At 68.9% G+C, this 15,487-nt stretch carries 14 protein-coding genes and 3 pseudogenes; 8 read left to right on the plus strand and 9 right to left on the minus strand.

Annotated features, from left to right (window positions below; all coding sequences use genetic code 11):
* Nucleotides 1-2: 2 nt before the first annotated feature.
* Together AB0G56_RS36105 and AB0G56_RS36110 are read right to left on the minus strand one after the other, a co-directional pair.
* On the minus strand, nt 3-1,274 hold the full coding sequence (locus tag AB0G56_RS36105; protein ID WP_360978537.1) for an MFS transporter: 1,272 nt from the start codon (nt 1,272-1,274) through the stop codon (nt 3-5).
* 33 nt (nt 1,275-1,307) lie between these two features.
* Nucleotides 1,308-1,898, minus strand: coding sequence for a helix-turn-helix domain-containing protein (locus AB0G56_RS36110; protein WP_360978540.1), 591 nt, complete (start codon nt 1,896-1,898; stop codon nt 1,308-1,310).
* A gap of 244 nt (nt 1,899-2,142) precedes the next feature.
* Here AB0G56_RS36110 and AB0G56_RS36115 point away from each other — a divergent pair, with 244 nt between their 5' ends.
* Complete coding sequence (locus AB0G56_RS36115) at nt 2,143-2,769, plus strand: hypothetical protein (RefSeq protein WP_360978542.1); 627 nt, start codon at nt 2,143-2,145, stop codon at nt 2,767-2,769.
* Between the two features lie 358 nt (nt 2,770-3,127).
* On the opposite strand, the gene AB0G56_RS36120 is transcribed toward AB0G56_RS36115, so the two are convergent.
* Nucleotides 3,128-3,499, minus strand: coding sequence for a hypothetical protein (locus AB0G56_RS36120; protein ID WP_360978545.1), 372 nt, complete (start codon nt 3,497-3,499; stop codon nt 3,128-3,130).
* 327 nt (nt 3,500-3,826) lie between these two features.
* Between AB0G56_RS36120 and AB0G56_RS36125 the strand changes: the two genes are divergently transcribed.
* The gene (locus tag AB0G56_RS36125) at nt 3,827-4,354 is read left to right on the plus strand and encodes a GIY-YIG nuclease family protein (RefSeq protein ID WP_360978548.1); all 528 of its coding nucleotides are present in this window, start codon (nt 3,827-3,829) and stop codon (nt 4,352-4,354) included.
* 124 nt (nt 4,355-4,478) lie between these two features.
* Here AB0G56_RS36125 and AB0G56_RS36130 read toward each other — a convergent pair whose 3' ends face one another.
* Entirely contained in the window at nt 4,479-5,030 is a 552-nt protein-coding gene (locus tag AB0G56_RS36130; RefSeq protein WP_360978550.1) for a hypothetical protein, read from the minus strand.
* Nucleotides 5,031-5,328: 298 nt separating this feature from the next.
* A pseudogene (locus AB0G56_RS36135) lies at nt 5,329-5,811 on the minus strand (transposase); the annotation flags it as partial.
* Nucleotides 5,812-5,924: 113 nt separating this feature from the next.
* Here AB0G56_RS36135 and AB0G56_RS36140 point away from each other — a divergent pair.
* Nucleotides 5,925-6,152, plus strand: a complete 228-nt coding sequence (locus tag AB0G56_RS36140; RefSeq protein WP_360978553.1) for a hypothetical protein — start codon at nt 5,925-5,927, stop codon at nt 6,150-6,152.
* Nucleotides 6,153-6,184: 32 nt separating this feature from the next.
* On the opposite strand, the gene AB0G56_RS36145 is transcribed toward AB0G56_RS36140, so the two are convergent.
* Both AB0G56_RS36145 and AB0G56_RS36150 read right to left on the minus strand, forming a co-directional pair.
* Complete coding sequence (locus AB0G56_RS36145; protein ID WP_360978556.1) at nt 6,185-6,757, minus strand: hypothetical protein; 573 nt, start codon at nt 6,755-6,757, stop codon at nt 6,185-6,187.
* An 18-nt stretch (nt 6,758-6,775) separates the two neighbouring features.
* Nucleotides 6,776-6,985 carry a hypothetical protein gene (locus AB0G56_RS36150; protein WP_360978559.1) on the minus strand — a complete coding sequence of 70 codons (210 nt, stop codon included), beginning with the start codon at nt 6,983-6,985 and terminating at the stop codon, nt 6,776-6,778.
* 16 nt (nt 6,986-7,001) lie between these two features.
* Between AB0G56_RS36150 and AB0G56_RS36155 the strand changes: the two are divergent.
* A pseudogene (locus AB0G56_RS36155) lies at nt 7,002-7,151 on the plus strand (IS110 family transposase); the annotation flags it as partial.
* A gap of 47 nt (nt 7,152-7,198) precedes the next feature.
* Here AB0G56_RS36155 and AB0G56_RS36160 read toward each other — a convergent pair.
* Both AB0G56_RS36160 and AB0G56_RS36165 read right to left on the minus strand, forming a co-directional pair.
* Entirely contained in the window at nt 7,199-7,723 is a 525-nt protein-coding gene (locus AB0G56_RS36160; RefSeq protein ID WP_360978562.1) for a hypothetical protein, read from the minus strand.
* A gap of 107 nt (nt 7,724-7,830) precedes the next feature.
* Nucleotides 7,831-8,833: pseudogene (locus AB0G56_RS36165) on the minus strand (IS630 family transposase).
* A gap of 141 nt (nt 8,834-8,974) precedes the next feature.
* On the opposite strand from AB0G56_RS36165, the gene AB0G56_RS36170 reads away from it, so the two are divergent.
* The 4 genes from AB0G56_RS36170 to AB0G56_RS36185 all read left to right on the plus strand — a co-directional run bounded on the left by AB0G56_RS36170 (nt 8,975) and on the right by AB0G56_RS36185 (nt 15,436).
* On the plus strand, nt 8,975-10,165 hold the full coding sequence (locus tag AB0G56_RS36170) for a hypothetical protein (RefSeq protein WP_360978565.1): 1,191 nt from the start codon (nt 8,975-8,977) through the stop codon (nt 10,163-10,165).
* 825 nt (nt 10,166-10,990) lie between these two features.
* The gene (locus tag AB0G56_RS36175; protein ID WP_360978568.1) at nt 10,991-11,152 is read left to right on the plus strand and encodes a hypothetical protein; all 162 of its coding nucleotides are present in this window, start codon (nt 10,991-10,993) and stop codon (nt 11,150-11,152) included.
* A 163-nt stretch (nt 11,153-11,315) separates the two neighbouring features.
* Nucleotides 11,316-13,898, plus strand: a complete 2,583-nt coding sequence (locus AB0G56_RS36180; protein ID WP_360978570.1) for a DUF262 domain-containing protein — start codon at nt 11,316-11,318, stop codon at nt 13,896-13,898.
* 353 nt (nt 13,899-14,251) lie between these two features.
* Entirely contained in the window at nt 14,252-15,436 is a 1,185-nt protein-coding gene (locus AB0G56_RS36185; RefSeq protein ID WP_360978573.1) for a serine/threonine-protein kinase, read from the plus strand.
* The last annotated feature ends 51 nt before the right edge of the window (nt 15,437-15,487 follow it).

Below are 15,487 nucleotides of genomic sequence, written 5' to 3' on the forward strand. Positions count from 1 at the left end.
CTTTAGATGGTCACGCCTGGCTGCCGTCGGGGCAGTTCGGCGTGCCGCACCACCTCGGAGGCGAGGGCGATGCTCACGCCCAGGCTGGCGAAGATGCCGCAGCCGACGAACACCGGGGCGGCTCCCCAGGCTCCGATAGCGGCGCCGACCAGCGGGTAGCTGAGGGGGGCGAGACCGACCATGGTGAGCATGACGACGGAGGTGACCCGGCCCAGATAGGCCGGATCCGCCGCAGTCTGGATGAGGGCGTTGTCCAGACTGCCGAAGACACCCGCGTTCAGTCCGATGACCGCAGCCAGCACCACGGCGAGCCACATGGCTGGCACCAGCGCGATCGTGGCCGCGCCCGCGCAGCCCACGAGCAGCGTCCCGGCCATCATCAGGCCTGCACGCGGCAGCCAACCGGCGATCGCGAGCAGCGCGGCGCTGGCTGCGGCACCTGCGCTGAAGCTGCTGACGATCCAGCCGTAGCCGGAAGGGCCCCAGCCGCGTTCGGCGTTGAGGAGCACCATGCCGACGTTGAGGGTGCCGGTGAGGCCGAGTTCGCAGACGGCGCCGGCGGCGACGAGCGGGCCTATGAGGCGGTGGCGGCGGATGTAGCGCAGGCCGTCGAGCAGCTCCTGCCGCGCGGTGCCGGGCTCCGTCCGCTCGGCGCCGCTCGCCACGAGGGGCCGTATCCGTATCGTCAGCAGGAGCGGCAGGGACAGAGCGATGAGCAGTCCGGCGACGGTGAAGGCGGCCGCGGGTCCGCCGAGTCCCATGGCCAGGCCGCCGATCGGCGGGCCCGCGATCTGGCTGAGGCGCGTCGACAGCGTGCGCATGCCGGTGATCCGGGCCAGCTGGTCAGGGGCGGTGATCCGGGGCGGGAGGGCACCGACAGCGGGTACGAACAGCGCGTCGACGGCGCCGAAGGCAAGCGCCACCGTGACCAGGATCCACAAGGCCGGCGCCGTCAGTGCGATACCGGCGGCCACCGCCAGGATGAGGAGGCAGCGCAGCGTGTCACTGCCCAGAATCACCCGGCGGGGGTTGAACCGGTCGGCCACCACGCCCCCACCGAGCATGAGCAACGCCCGTGGTAACGCTCCGGAGGCCATGACGAGGCCTACTTCGGTCGGACCGGCGGCCTTCTGGGCGGACCAGCCCAGGGCGACGAAGTACACGCTGTCGCCGACGAGGGAGACGGTGTATGCGGTGAGCCAGCGCAGCACGTTGCCGTCGCGGTGGGCCGGTGTGGAGGCGTGTTCGGGCAGGACTGTCTCTGAGGTGGCCATCGTGGGCTCCAGTACGTCGGGAATCCGGCTGCGTCAGGGCCGGAAGGGAAAGCCGTAGAGGTGCACGGACACGTGCTCGCGGTCCTCGGTGTCGCCGGCCGCCTTGGCGGCCTTGCCCCGCTCCCGCCAGCGCCGGGCCAGCGCCTCAAGCTCATCGCTCATCTCGGCGAGTTCGGCCGGGGTGAGGTCGAGCAGCCACTCGGAGCTGAAGGACGCATCGGTCCACGCCTTCCCCCAGGCTGACTTCTGGTCGAGATACGTCCGGTACTGGGCGACGCGGGTGTCGAAGATCCCTCGGGTCACCGCGCCGACGGCGGCGCCCTCGGGCGTGTCCGCGAAGTCCGAGTCGCGGAAGCCCCAGCCCTCTTCGGATGCCACCTGCCACCACCGCTCACGACCGTCGGCGCCCTGACCGCTCGCCTGCGTCACGAAGCCGTGCTCGGCCAGCTTGCGCAAGTGGTAGCTGACCAGGGACGGCGTTTCGTCGACATGCTCAGCGAGCTGAGAAGCGGTCGCGGTGCCCGCGGCGTACAGCAGCCGGTACAGCTGCATCCGCAGCGGATTCATGAACGCCCTCAACCGTGACAGCTCGGTGATCTGCTCAGGCTCGTGCTTCGGTCGCATGCGCTCACAGTAGGTATGAAGCGAAAACTTCGCAATAACCGCTTCAGAATTGGGCGGCCGAGCAACCCGGCTCCAAGCACAGGGGACTTGAGACAGCTCAACCCGGCTCGGCTTGGCTGCCGCTGACGACGAGGGAGCGCGCCCGGCCGGGGGAAAGGTCCCACCGGGCCTTCCTCGGTCCTGGCTCGTTGACCAGCACAGACGACACGGTGAACAGGGTGTCGGTGAGAGCAGGGAGAGGAAGATGACGGTAGCGGTCGCCCCGGAGGCCCGGGCCGCACAGCGGCGGATCGTCAGCACGATCAACGCGTCCGGGAGGCTGAATGCCGACGGGCTGGCCCTGTGGCGGCAGGTCAACTGCGGCGAGTGGAAGGCCACCGCGGCCGACATCAGTCGGGACCTGGACCTGCTCCAGGTCCCGCACACCATCGTGACGGCCTTCCGCTTCCCGCTCGCCACCTCCTACAGCAAGGCCATGCGCGAAGGCGAGGAGGTCCGCATCCTGCGCAAGGACCTGGCTCACCTGGTGCCGTGGATGCCCTTGATGGAGCAGACCGTCGCCGACATCCCCGAGGACGCCCCGCACTGGGACTTCACGGTGTTCCAGCCTCGGGCCGACGGCATGGTCATCGCCAAGCTGGCACTGTCGGCGGAGTGGCCCGCATGGTCGAAGAAGCAGGCCCGCGCCGCCCGGCTGGCCTGCGCCGAGTGCGACTACGACCTGCGCGAGTTCAAAGACGAGACCCGGATGCCGTTCGACGTCCGCCTGCCCGAGCGGCCCAAGGCTCGGCGGCTGGTGTGCGGGCAGTGCTGCAACGACGGCATAGACGAGATGGAGCGCCTGCCCGCGCTCCCGGGAAAGCCGTCGTGAGCACCGTCAAGCTGGGGGCGGACAGACTGCTGGTCGCGGACCTGGTGGACTGCTCAACGAAGCCGAGCACTACGACGGCCCCGGCTCCACCCCCGACAGCCGTCTGGCCTACCTCGACCGCCGGGCCGCCCTGCTGCACCGGCTCGTCGACGCCCTCGGTGACGAGTCCTCCCGCTATCGCCCCCAGGACACCGATGACCGCGCCGAAGACGTACGGGCCAGGGCCGATGCCTCGGTGCGGGAGTGCGGAGACCCACCGCCCGCACCGCGCCAGTCGCAGTGATGCGGGTACCACAAGGGTGCTGGACAGTCCGTGATGCGGATCTACCCGAACCCGCGTCCGCGCCTGGCCTGACGGTCAAACAGCGCGCAGTCGAGGGGGGTCAGGCTGCTCCGGCTCGGCCTCCGCAACGACCGTGAGGGGAACGGGGGTCTCGGCGTCGGCAGTGTCCTCCGCCCGGCGGCGCAGCTTCGACTTGAGGCTGATCAGCCCGCTCTTGACGTGCGGCGCGGCCTTCATCGCGGCGGCCCCCAGCGCGACGCCCGTGCCGAGGATCACCAGGGCCGTCTTGGTCCCGTCGAACAGCACGGCGTGCGTGACGAGCGTGTTGTCGTCATCCCGCGCCAGCGGGCTCTTTCCGCCCGGAGTGCTCGACTGCGAGAGGTGTGTGTCGGAGGGACGCTCTACCAGCATCAGTTCCCTGATCGAGTCACCCCAGTTGAACTCCATGACGCAACTGTAGAGGCGGCCAGGCACGCCGCGGTCCGGAATGCCATGTTCTCCACTTTGGTCAGCGGACGGGGGCCGAGGGTCGATTTTGGCGAAGAGACCGTCCGCGCACAGGTCGCGCAGGATCTGTCGGACCCGTTTCTCCGCTACCCGTTGGTCTTCCCGCGTGTGCCCGCGGTCGCCGAGGACCGGGTGCGCCGGCGCCCGCGCGGCAGCCGAGGCCCTGACCGTGAACGCGTCGACCCGCCACCCAGACCACGCCAGGTCCGAGGGAGCTGATCACCCCATACGGCTGCCCCGCCCCACCGGACCGGGCAGGATGGGCGGGTGACGACACCGCCGCCCATGCCCCTACAGCCGTTCATACCTCTGCCCATCTTCCCCGCCCCGCCGCCATTCCAACAGACCAAGGAGGAAGCCGAAGCGATCCTGCTGTCCGGGGCAGGGGCTCCACTGCCGCCGGCAGTCCGACGTCATCAGCAAAGGGTTCTGACCCATGTCCGCGACGTCCTGGCCAGCACGGGCACCGGCCACCGGCTGTGCGTTCTGGAGATCGCCGGGCCCATTCCTCGCATCAAGATCGGCCGCAGCAACGATCCCCGGGCACGCATCCGCGCTCACGTCCACGAGATGAACAGCTACCAGTACGGCCTCATCGACGCCCACGTCACCGACCCGGTGGACGACCTGTTCTCCATCACTCAGGCCGAGAACGAGGCCCACACCGGGATGGGCAAGCGCTACGAGCGGATCAACCAGGAGCTGTTTCGGGACGCCGACTTCTTGTACGCCACGCTGTGGGCTGACGTCGCTGTCATGGTCCAACTGAACCGGTTGCACGAGGACACCGAGTGACCCTGGTATCGCAAGCACAGGCCCACCAGTAACAGGGCTGCTGGCTCAGCGCCGTATGTTGCCGGGCGCGAACAGGCTTCACGTTCTCTGAACTACGCACGCGGCATGGCTCTTGGGACGGCTCTCAGCGCTGCCAGAGGAACGCGGCCTGATGGCAGGGTTGACAGTTGAAGAGGTATCCGCGGCCCCCGCCGCAGAAGTTCGCGGAGGTGGCGAAGTCGTGGCCCTCCTCCAGCTCGGCCGTGAACGTCATGCGGGCGGCACACGAGGGACAGTCGGGAGTCTCGTCACACTGAATCCAGTCAGGCTCCCCGCCCACCCGTCCGAGGACCGGATCCTCCGTGGGTTCGTCGGCGGGATGGAGGCGCAGAGCAGTGACCGCGCCCAAGAGGGTCTCGCCGTCGGCCGGGACAGCGGCCGGGGTGAGCTCACCGGAGAACAGGTAGGCGCGGTTGGCGCCGGCATTGGCGTCCCAGTCGTCGCACATCCCAGGATCGTTCTGGCAGAAGAACACCGCAACCACGCCGATGTCGAGGGGCAGATGGGCGAGGAACTGCATGGCCCCGCCACACTCGCGGCACCTCGGCCAGACGAATTCACCCGGGACCAGCGGGACTCCGCCGGTGCGCGGCGTGGGCTGGTCGGCCGTGGTCTCGCCGTCGTAGATCAGAAGCACGGCCAAAGCCTAAGGTCAGCCTCCTGGGCCAGGGATCGGGGTTGGGTTTTCGGTGCGGGCGGCGATCTGGCCGAACGTCGGCATGCTGAAACTGACGGCCGTCGATCGACGGGCCCCTTCGGAATCAAGCTGAGCCGGCTTGTCCTGGACGCCGGCAAGGGTCCTGCAGGCCCTCGACCTCGCCGAGGCAGCCTTCGCGCTCGGCCTCGGCGATCCAGGCGATGAGGTTGTCGCGGATCTCGACGAGTCGTTCGCGCTGTGCCGGGTCGGGCCTGAGCACCGAGCACCGGACGCAGGCCTCTCTGTCGAAGTGCGCGATCACCAGGACGCCGGCGAGGTCGACGGTGACCTGGCCGTCGACGTCCGGGGCGTGTCTGCCGGCCAACGACTCGACCCGATCACGGACTTCGGAGCGTGCGGACTGGATCGCCTGCAGGGCCTTCTCGCCGGAGGCGGCGAGGGTGGTGATAAGGCGGGAGATTGCCGGGTCGGAGGCGACCGGGCCGAAGACGGCCCGCTCGCACCGCAGCATCGCGACGTCCGCGAGGCAGTCGCCGCCCAGTGCGACCGCCAGCGCGACGTCCGGGAGGGTCTTGCCGGGATCGTGGACGGTCCGCGGTTTGCGCCACGGCGCCAGCGCCTGCGATATGGCCGGGTCAAGACCGATCTCGCGGACCGTTTCGGCGAGCAGGACCGACCCGGCCTGGGAGACGACCTGGCGGCCCTCGTCCTGGACACCGGCCTCGGGACTGGTAGGCCCGCATGTTGAGGTGTCGCGTATTCCAGCTTGGACAGCCCTCGGTCACTCTGGGTGGCGAGGACCGTGTTCGTGGTGCGTCCTCGGACGGATAGGTTCACCGTGGTGTGTTCGAGCCGCTTCTGGAGGGGTCACCGGTGGACATTGTCGCGATCACGGAGGCGCTCGCCGAACAGGGCATAACCGTGCTGTTCAAGGCTGATGCTGAGCGGATGGCAGAGAGGCGGAAACCCTGGACGTTCGTGGCCAGTGGCGCCCCGTTGCGTGACGACATCCTCGTGCGTACCGATGCTGCGTCGGTGGAGCAGTGCCTCGAAGCCTGCCTGCCTCGCCTGCGCGAACTGGGCTTCACTTTTCCCGAGTGACGAGGCACGCCGAGCGGGAGTGGAGCGACAACTCACCGTGTGTGGTCACCGGGGGCGTATCGGCTCCAGGTTCCGCCGGCCTCGGTGACCAGGCGGGTGGCGGTCTTGTCGTGGTAGCCGAATGCCTTCGCGATGACGGGGGCCGGAGCTTGGAGGACAAGGTGACGAATCGCGGAGGTTCTGCCGTGCTGCGGAGGGACGCCGATCTCACGCAGATGGACTTGCAGGCTGACCGGGTTCATCGGCTGTCCGGGCTGGCGGCCGGGGAAGAGCCACTGTGAGCTCCTGCTGCTGGCGTAGGGCAGATGCTGGCGGGACCGCATGTAGGCCCGCATCAGGTCGGCGACGGGCTCCGCCAGCGGGGACGGCGGGTCTCCCAGCCGGACGGTGACGACGGTCTCGTCGTCCATGAGGTCGTCGATGGTGAGGCGAACGATGCGGCTGACGGGTTGCGCGTAGAGGAGAACGAGGGCGGCGGCGACCCTGGCCCGCAGGGGCAGGGAGTCGTCGTTGAGGACCCGACGGAGGATCGCGAACCGGCGGTGCTGGTGCAGCGGTTCCGGGTCCTGGGTGATGACCGTCGGCGGCAGCGTGAGGCGGGGCATCCGGCCGGTCCTCATGCATCACCGCAGGAACGACTGGGACGGACGGCGGGTGGCCAGGCTCTCGGTGTGCCAGGCGTCGATGTCGGCCTGTTGACACTGCCCGATTGTGCGCCCTCGGTCGGCGAGCCATGCGAGGAAGGCGCCGACCTGGGTGACTTCCTGCTTGGTGTGGTTGATCTGGGAGCGTCCCAGGGGTGCCTTCTCGGCCTTTGCCCGCAGGCGCCTCAATTGGTGCCAGATGGGGTTCTACGACCGCAAGCGAGCTGAGGGAAAGAGTCACAAGCAGGCGATTCTCGCTCTCGCCCGCCGACGCCTCGACGTCCTGTGGGCCCTCATACGCGATCAGCGAACCTTCCAGACCCTGCCCCCTCCGCGCAGTCTCGCCATGGGTTGAGCCTGTTGCGTTCTGACGATGCCTGCTGCCTGCTGCTGTGATGCACCTCAGTTCCTGATGAGAGGCTTATAGGGGTGACCCTCCGGCGTGAAGATGAGCACGAAGTCCTCTCCCACCCGAACGGCCACCTCCCGCAAGCGGGCCAAGGCATCGGCCGGTTCCGGAAGGTCGAGGCCAAGGGCTGCGGCGGCACGATCTCTCCGGGCGACGAGGTCCGGCATGTCCTCCAGGTACTCGGCTGCGAGCTCGCGACTTTCCTCGTCCGTGAACGCTTGGCAGTCGCGCCACCACGGAGCGACCAGCAGCAGTCGCAGGAGCTCGGGCAGGCCGAACGCAACCAGAGCAGCGCCCCCTTCGGAGTCGGCATAGAGGATAGGACGTTCCTCGCCGCCTTCACCGCAGAAGAAGAACGTTCCCCCGGGACCGTCGCCGGCGAACCCTTCAAGCGCGGCACCCGAGGCGAGGTGAACTTCCTCGACATGGTCGCCTCGGTCCAGGTCGAAGTCACCCGGCCAAGCAAGAAAACGGGCAGCTTCGTCCTGCTCGCGGACGGCACTGATCAACGATTCCATGAGCCGCAGCCTAGGGCCCGCTGGTTGACAAGCATCATTGGGAGTCAGTCACAATGCGGTGGTACGAAACGATTGTCCGAAGTGCGAGCATCGAGGACTACTATTGATCAGGAACTCATGGGGTTCTCGTCCAGGATGTAGCGGACGTGTGGGCCACCGAAGTAGCCACGGACGATGTGCGGCTGACGCTGGCGTCTGCGAAAGAAGCGGCGGGTCTCAGCGGCGAGTTCGGCTTGATCGCGGGCTCGGTGCTGCTTGGGCAGGCTGTACTTGAGGTCGGCGTTGACCAGCTCGTCGGGGTTCAGCTCGGGCGAGTACGGCGGCAGGAAGTGCAGTTCGACGTCGTCAAGGTGGGCGGCGAGCCAGTCGCGGACCCTCTTGGAGCGGTGGGCGGAGTGCCCGTCGACCACGAGGTGGACCTTATGGTCGAAGTGGCCGGCGAGCCGGTCCAGGAAGCGGCACATCACCTCGGCGGTGAAGCTTTCGGTGAAGACCATGAAGTGCATCCGGCCCCTGGTGCTGATCGCCGACATCGCGTTCACCGAGAACCGGTTCCCGCTCCGCCGCACCACCGGCGTCTTCCCCTTCTCGCCCCAGGTCCGGCCGGTGACCTGGTCGGATCGGATGCCCACCTGATCGGCGAAGAGGACCTCGCCACCGTCCTTTTTCCGCCTTCGCCCGGATCTCCGGCCAGGTCTCCCGGTGCCAACGCGCCACGGCCTCGGGGTCCTGCTCGACGGCTCGTTTGTCCAATCGCTGGAAGGACAGCCCCCAGCGCCGGAGGTACTTGCCCACCCCCGGTTCGGTCAGCCGCACCCGGTAGAGCTTCACGATCAGTTCGCCCACCAACCGCCGCGTCCACAGCTGCCCGCTCAGACCCACGTCGCAGGGCCGGTGATCGAGGACCGCCTGCCGCACGGCGCTCTGCTCGGCCTCTCCGAGCACCTGGTGCACCCCGACCGGCTTGCCCCGCGGCTGCCTGACCAGCGCCTCCCGGCCGCCGGCCTGCCACTTCGCCCACCAGACATCGACCGCCTTCAGCGACACACCGAACACCGCCGCTACGTCCCCACGGTCCCGCCCCGCCACCAACGCAGCCACCGCCCGCAACCGCAGGGCCTCCTGCGCCGACGGCGACAAATGCCGCGCGTCCCCCACCAGATCGCTCACACCCCACCAACGACCCAGAACCCGAACCGTTTCGGATCAATAGAAGAGGGCCGTTGTGGTGGGGGCTGGCAGGGTGCGGGTATGACGTATGGACAGAGCGACATGATGCGGGTCCTGAGCGGGTTGCCGACGGCGGCCCGAGAACTGCTGTTGGAGACGGACTGGGATTCCCTGCAACACGCCTACGGCCCTGCCGAGGACATACCCCCCTCTCTGTGTTCCCTCGTGGACAAGGATCCCGAGGTACGGTCCGAGGCGCTGGCTGCGCTGGACATGGCTGTGCTGCACCAAGGCTCGCTGTACACCGTCACTGCGCCGGTGGCGCTGTTCGTCGCCGCGATCCTCGACCACCCTATGGGCCTCGCCGCGCACGAGGGCTACTTCCCGTGGGAGGGCGGGCCGCCGCGCACCCTGCGGGCCGCCCTGCTCGTCTGGCTGGGGCAGGTGGCCGAGTCGGCCGCCTACGGGGAGGTTCCGGTGGCGGACCGAACCAGATGGGACTGGGAGCCCTGGCAGGACGCGACGCGACGCGAGCACGACCCGGACACGCTCGCTGCACTGCGCGCGTGCCGCGCCATACGCCCCACCCTGTACGAGGCGGTCGAGCCGTTCCTCTCCTCTCCCGATCCCCACGTTCGTGAGGCCGCGCTCGGCGCAGCAGTGCCGCTTCTCTCAGCTCCAGGGCTCACCGACCGGGTGCCGCGGGCCGCCGCACTGCTGCGAGCCCGGCTGGGCGCCGTGAAGGATCGACGGGAGCGAGCGGGTGTGGCGCGGGCGCTCAGCGTGTGGGGGACGGACACCTCCGACCTGCTCGCCGACTCCGACCCGGCGGTACGGGTCTGCGCCGCGCTCGGTCCTGCCCAGGCCGATCGGCCACGCGCTCTCGCCGTCCTTCTCGACGCGTTGGGAGACCCGCGTACGACAGACGGCTGGTTCCCCGAGCCGTTGCCCGGGCTGGACGGGTGGTTCCGCTTCACCGTGCTGCGTTCCGCGCTCGCACTGGCCGAATCGTTCGAGGAGGTGGCACCGGTGGCTGTCGCCATCGTGGCCACCGCCGGCATGTCGATCACCGACTTCGAACGTGGGCCGATCCTGCTCAGAGCCTTCCCCGGTGGCTACGACCCGACCCGCCCGCTCGCCTCCGCGCAACGCGACCTGCTACGGGCCTTCGTGGACACCGACGAGTCGACGGGCGGCATCACCGGAACCAGCTTGTGGTTCCGCGCGGCCGGGCTGCCCGAGGACCGGGACGGCATCGCGGCGTTGCTGTGACAGCACCCGCCACCGCATCACGACTCACTGGAGGTGGGGCGTTGATGTTGTCCACCCAAGCCATCTGCGGGGCACGGTCACACGATCAGTGGCCGGCCGTTGCCATGAGCCTCTGTCCGCCCCGCCCTCGTCGTACACCGCGGCGGTCGAGCGCTACCTCACCGGCGCGGGCATCGCGAGTCTTCCGCGCGAATCTAGCGGATCCCCCTCACGACGTGGGGATGGATGCTCACCGGAGAACCGGCGCCGACCGGACCCGCCCGCCGAGGCGCGAACCCGCCCGTCTTCCCCGTCGCCGCGATCGATGACCCGGCACTGCCGGAGGTCTTGGTCGAGCTGGCGGCGGCGCGGGGTGACGAGATGGACGCCGACACTGTCAACCGTGAACTGTCCGTCGCCCGCAAGGAGTCTGGCTGGTGGCAGCACCAAGGCTGGATCGAAGGCGATCCCACGATCGGCATCGAGCGGCGGCCGGCACTGCCGGACAGCACCAATTGCTTTCACGGAGAACCAGATCGCCGCCCTGTGGCACCACGACGTCGCGCTGCGGGAGAAGACACAGTGGAAGATGCTCTACGAGTCCGCCGCACAGGCCGACGAGGTGCCGTGCCTCAACGCGGAAGACCTCTACACGCAGGACAAGCGCGGCCCCGGAACCACCAGCTCGGCCCGGCGGCACGGTACAGGTACAACTACGTGGGAGGCGACGTCTCCCAGGCACCCCGCGCTCACGCCCAGCCGTGGGCTCAGCCCGCTGCCGGGGCCACTGCCGCCGCAGCAGCAGTGGCCGGCAGGAGCCTCACGCACGGCAGGTTCGTACTGCTGATGGAGGTTTCTGGGCTGGCGGTCCTGTGGGGCTGGCTGTTCGACGGATGCGTGGCGGCCTGGATCGCGGCGGTGGGCACCGCGGGCGCGGTCAGCGTCTGGTACGGGCTGACTCTGCGGGACGAGGCCCGCTGGCGCCGTGAGGACGCTGAAACGGCGTAGCCGGATGGCATCGCACTCCGGCCGACGGTGAGTACAGGTAGCGTCGGCGGCCAGGTCGGTAGCGTGGGTGCCTGAACGGGGGCTGAGGGGACCGTGGCTGTCGGTGGGAAGCCCTATGGTCGTTCCCGCGCCGCAATCGAATCAGTCACCGAGGGGGGAAACGATGCAGGCGAAGGAGACTCTGTTCGCTGATCTCGTGCAGGGGAGGGCCCAGCAGTTCCAGGTGCCTCTCTATCAGCGGACGTATTCCTGGACGGAGAAGCAGCTGGGACAGCTGTGGAGCGACATCCTGGACCAGGCGCAGCTGCTGGGGTCCAGGGAGAAGGCGAGTCCGCACTTCCTTGGTTCCGTCGTGCTTGCGCCGTCCCCGCAGAACGAGGCGACGTTCCCCCGCTGGCTTGTGGTCGACGGTCAGCAGCGGCTGACCACGCTCTCCCTCGCCCTGGCCGCGATCCGCGATCACATCGCGGACACCGAGCCGGAGGAGGCCGAGCGCATCGACGAGGAATACCTGATCAACAAGCGCAAAACCGGCAACGACCACTTCCGGCTGCTGCCGACACAGGCCGACCGGCCGCAGTTCGCCGCGCACGTCCGAGGTCCGCGCGTGGAGCAGAACGTCGGTGGAAGCGTCGCCACGGCCTATGCCTTCTTCCGCCGCAAGCTCGTCGAGGCGGCCGACCCGGCTGCCCAGCAGGACGTGTTCCGTCTCGAACAGGCCATCACCTCCCGGCTCACACTGGTGGCGGTGACCGCCGAGCGTAGGGACAACGTGCACCGCATCTTCGAGTCCCTCAACAACACCGGTCTCAAGCTCAGCCAGGCCGACCTGCTGCGCAACTACCTTTTCATGCGTCTTCCCGTCCGCGGTGAACACGTCTACGAGACCTGCTGGCTGCCCCTGCAGAAGAGTCTGAGCAACGACGAGCTCGAACAGCTCATGTGGCTGCAGATGGTGCTCGACGGGGACGACCGGGTACGCCGCCAGGACCTGTATGCGGCTCAGCAGCAGCGCTTCGAGCGTGGAGAGGTGAGCGAAGAGGAGATCGAGGCGTACATCAGGGAGCTGCACCGTCGCGGCGCTCTCTTCCGCCGGCTGCTCCAACCCGAAGAGGAGCCGGACGCGGCGGTCCGCGCCCATCTGCACCGTCTGGACACCTGGCAGGCCCAGGTCACCTACCCCGCGCTCATGCTGCTGCTCGACCGGCGCGAGCGCGGGGAGCTCGACTCCGCAGACACAGCCCGGGCGATGGCATACATCGAGAGCTTCCTGGTACGCCGGATGATCTGCCGGGTACCGACGAACAACCTCAACAGGATCTTCCAGGCCGTGCCCGGACAGCTCCCGCTCGACGTGCCGGTCGCCGACGGCCTGCGCCAGCTCCTCTCCGCCAACAACCGCTTCTGGCCCGACGACGAAGAGCTGCGCGAGAAGATCCGGACCGCGCCCTTCTACCAGTACGGACGCTGGCACCAGCGCAAGTTGGTGCTGCAGCGGCTGGAGGAGAGCTACGAACATCCCGAGCCGGTGGACTTCGCCGCCGCCCAGTTCACCATCGAGCACGTCATGCCGCAGTCTCCCGGCAGTGAGTGGATCCGGATGCTGAGCGAAGACGTGGCCGACGGGGAGAGCGCGGAGGACCTGCACGCCCGGTTGCAGCACACGCTCGGGAACCTGACACTCACCGCGGTCAACTCGGAGCTGTCGAACCACCCCTTCGAGCGCAAGCAGGACTTGCTGCAGAGCAGCCACCTGGAGATGAACCGCCGCATCGCCGACACCGAGCGCTGGGGTGCAAAAGAGATCCGCGCCCGCGCCGACGAACTCGCCGACCGTGCGATCGCGCTGTGGCCGGCCCCGCTGCGCGGAGTGGGCCGCGCGGAACGTAGCCGCGACTGGCAGCTCGCCCACCAGGTCCTCGCCGCACTTCCCCACGGCACCTGGACCTCGTACGGCGAACTCGCCGCGTTCCTCGGCTCCGGCGCCCAGGCCGTGGGCAACCACCTGGCCAACACTCCCGGAGTGGCGTACGCGTACCGGGTCCTCACCTCCGAGGGCAAGGTCTCCGACGGCTTCCGGTGGGCGGCGCCCCAGGAGACGGGGAACGACGACGTCCGCGCCCGACTGACCGCCGACGGCGTCCGCTTCACGGCCACCGGAGCCGCCGACCCGGCCCAGCGGCTCACCGCCGACGACCTCGCCGCACTGCTCGCCGGCACGGACGACGACCAGATGGACGGTGACGACACCGCTCAGGGCGGCACCCTGGAGGCACCGGGCGAGGAGACCCGTGCCGAGCGGTTCTTCCGCCAGCTCACCGCGGACGACTCCCCCGAAACAGTCGACGCGGTCCGCGCGCTCTTCGCCCACTGGGAGGGACTCGGCGGCTGGATCGGTCACGGCGCGGGACGCCACACCACCAGCGCGTTCCTCATGCTCGGCGAAGCGGGCAGCCCCGGCTGCGGCATCTGGCCGATGACGGTCTACCCCGGTACCGGGCGCGGCGGCACGGCGGAGGTCGTCTTCCAGTACCTCGCCGCGAGGGAGCCGTTCACCAACCGCCCACTGCGCGCCGAACTCCTCACGCGCCTCAACGCTCTGGACGGCGTCGACATCCCGGAGGGCAAGCTGGAACTGCGCCCCAACATCCGGCTCTCCCTGCTGGAGAAGGAGCGCAACCGCGAAGTCCTCGCTGAGACGCTGACGTGGTTCCGAGACCGGTGGGAAGAACGGGGCACGTCCTGAGAAAGCTGCGGTGAGCGAGGCTGGGTGCTTCCGGGCGGCAGGAGACCGCACGGACCCGCCGTCCGCACCGGCGTCCCGCGGCATGGCAACGGTGTACGCGATAGCGCCTCGTGCGGTCGTGTGGAGCGAGGAACGCGGCGGTCTCCATCTCGCGTTCACGCAGATCGCAAGGTCCGGGTTCGTCGTGGGCATAGGGCGGGGCGGTCCTGAGCTGACCCGCTTGCCCGTCCGAGGCCGTGATCACGTTGAAAAGCGGGACGGGGGTCCCTCCGATTCGTCTCCGGGGCTAAGGTGTAGGTCTGGTGAAGACCGCTGGGGGGACATGCGGTGCATCGAGAGGATATGTGCGGTTCATGAACGGGGTGCCCGGGCAGATCGGCCGGTATGCGGTCGAGCGGGAGCTGGGCTCGGGGGGAATGGGTAAGGTCTATCTCGCCTTCTCGCCCGCCGGTGACCCGGTCGCGGTGAAACTGATCCGCCCGGACCGGCTGGACCCGGTCACCCGCGCGCGTTTCGAGAAGGAAGCGCTCATCGCCAGAACGGTCGTGGGAACCAACCGGGTCGCCCGGTTCCTGGACGCCGATCCCTACGCAGAACGGCCTTGGCTGGCCATGGAGTACGTGCCGGGACAGACGCTCCTGACGTACGCGGACGGGCACGGTCCGCTGTCCGCTCCCTTGGTGGCGAGTCTCGGCGCCCTGCTGGCCGAAGGGCTTCAGGCCGTCCATGCGGTCGGGCTGCTCCACCGCGACCTGAAGCCGCAGAACGTCATGCTGGGTGCGTACGGCCCCATCCTGATCGACTTCGGTCTCGGGGCGTTCCTCGACACCGCCAAGGACACGTTGTCCCACAGCGGGATGATCATCGGCACCGTACGCTGCATGCCGCCCGAGCAGGCTCTGGGGCGGACGAAGGTCAAGGAGTCCGCCGACGTGTACGGGCTCGGCACGGTGCTCTTGTACGCGGCCACCGGGCACTACCCTTACGACGGGGCGCGCTGGGAGGCGATCGTCGGGCAGGTGGCCAACCCCGACCACGCCCCGGACCTGAGCGGACTCCCGCAGGCCCTGGTACCGCTGATCGGCTCCATGCTGGCCCACGACCCGGCCGACCGGCCCTCCCTCGACACGGTAATGGCCGGATGCACGAGCGTGCTGTCCGCGGTGGGCCTGTCTCCCATGGCGGCCCGGCACGCCCTGATCGACGCCACCGCAACGAACGAGGGGGCATCGACACCCGGGCACGCCCCGCCGGCCGTATGGGAGCGGCTTACCAAACAGGCTGTCGGGCTCGACGAGGAGGAGCCTGACAGCCCCTTGGACAGCCCTCCACCAGCCGCGCTGGAGCCGAACGAGGAAGAAGCCGCTGCGGTCACCGAGGCCACGGACGTGTCCGACCCTCCGGTGAGTAGCACCGTATCCCCCGGCCCAGCGACCGAAGTCCCCGCGCCCGCGCTCCGGAAGCCGGGGCGGCCACTCGCATCACTGCGCGTGGCAGAGGAGTTGCGGGTCCGGTACGCCGCACAGCCTGGCCTCTGAGTCTGGCCTTCAGCGGCGCCGTGGGGGACGGTGTGAGTGGCGTGCGATAAG

Origin of the sequence: Streptomyces sp. NPDC021356, from assembly GCF_040641015.1 — a bacterium.
GTDB lineage: Bacteria > Actinomycetota > Actinomycetes > Streptomycetales > Streptomycetaceae > Streptomyces.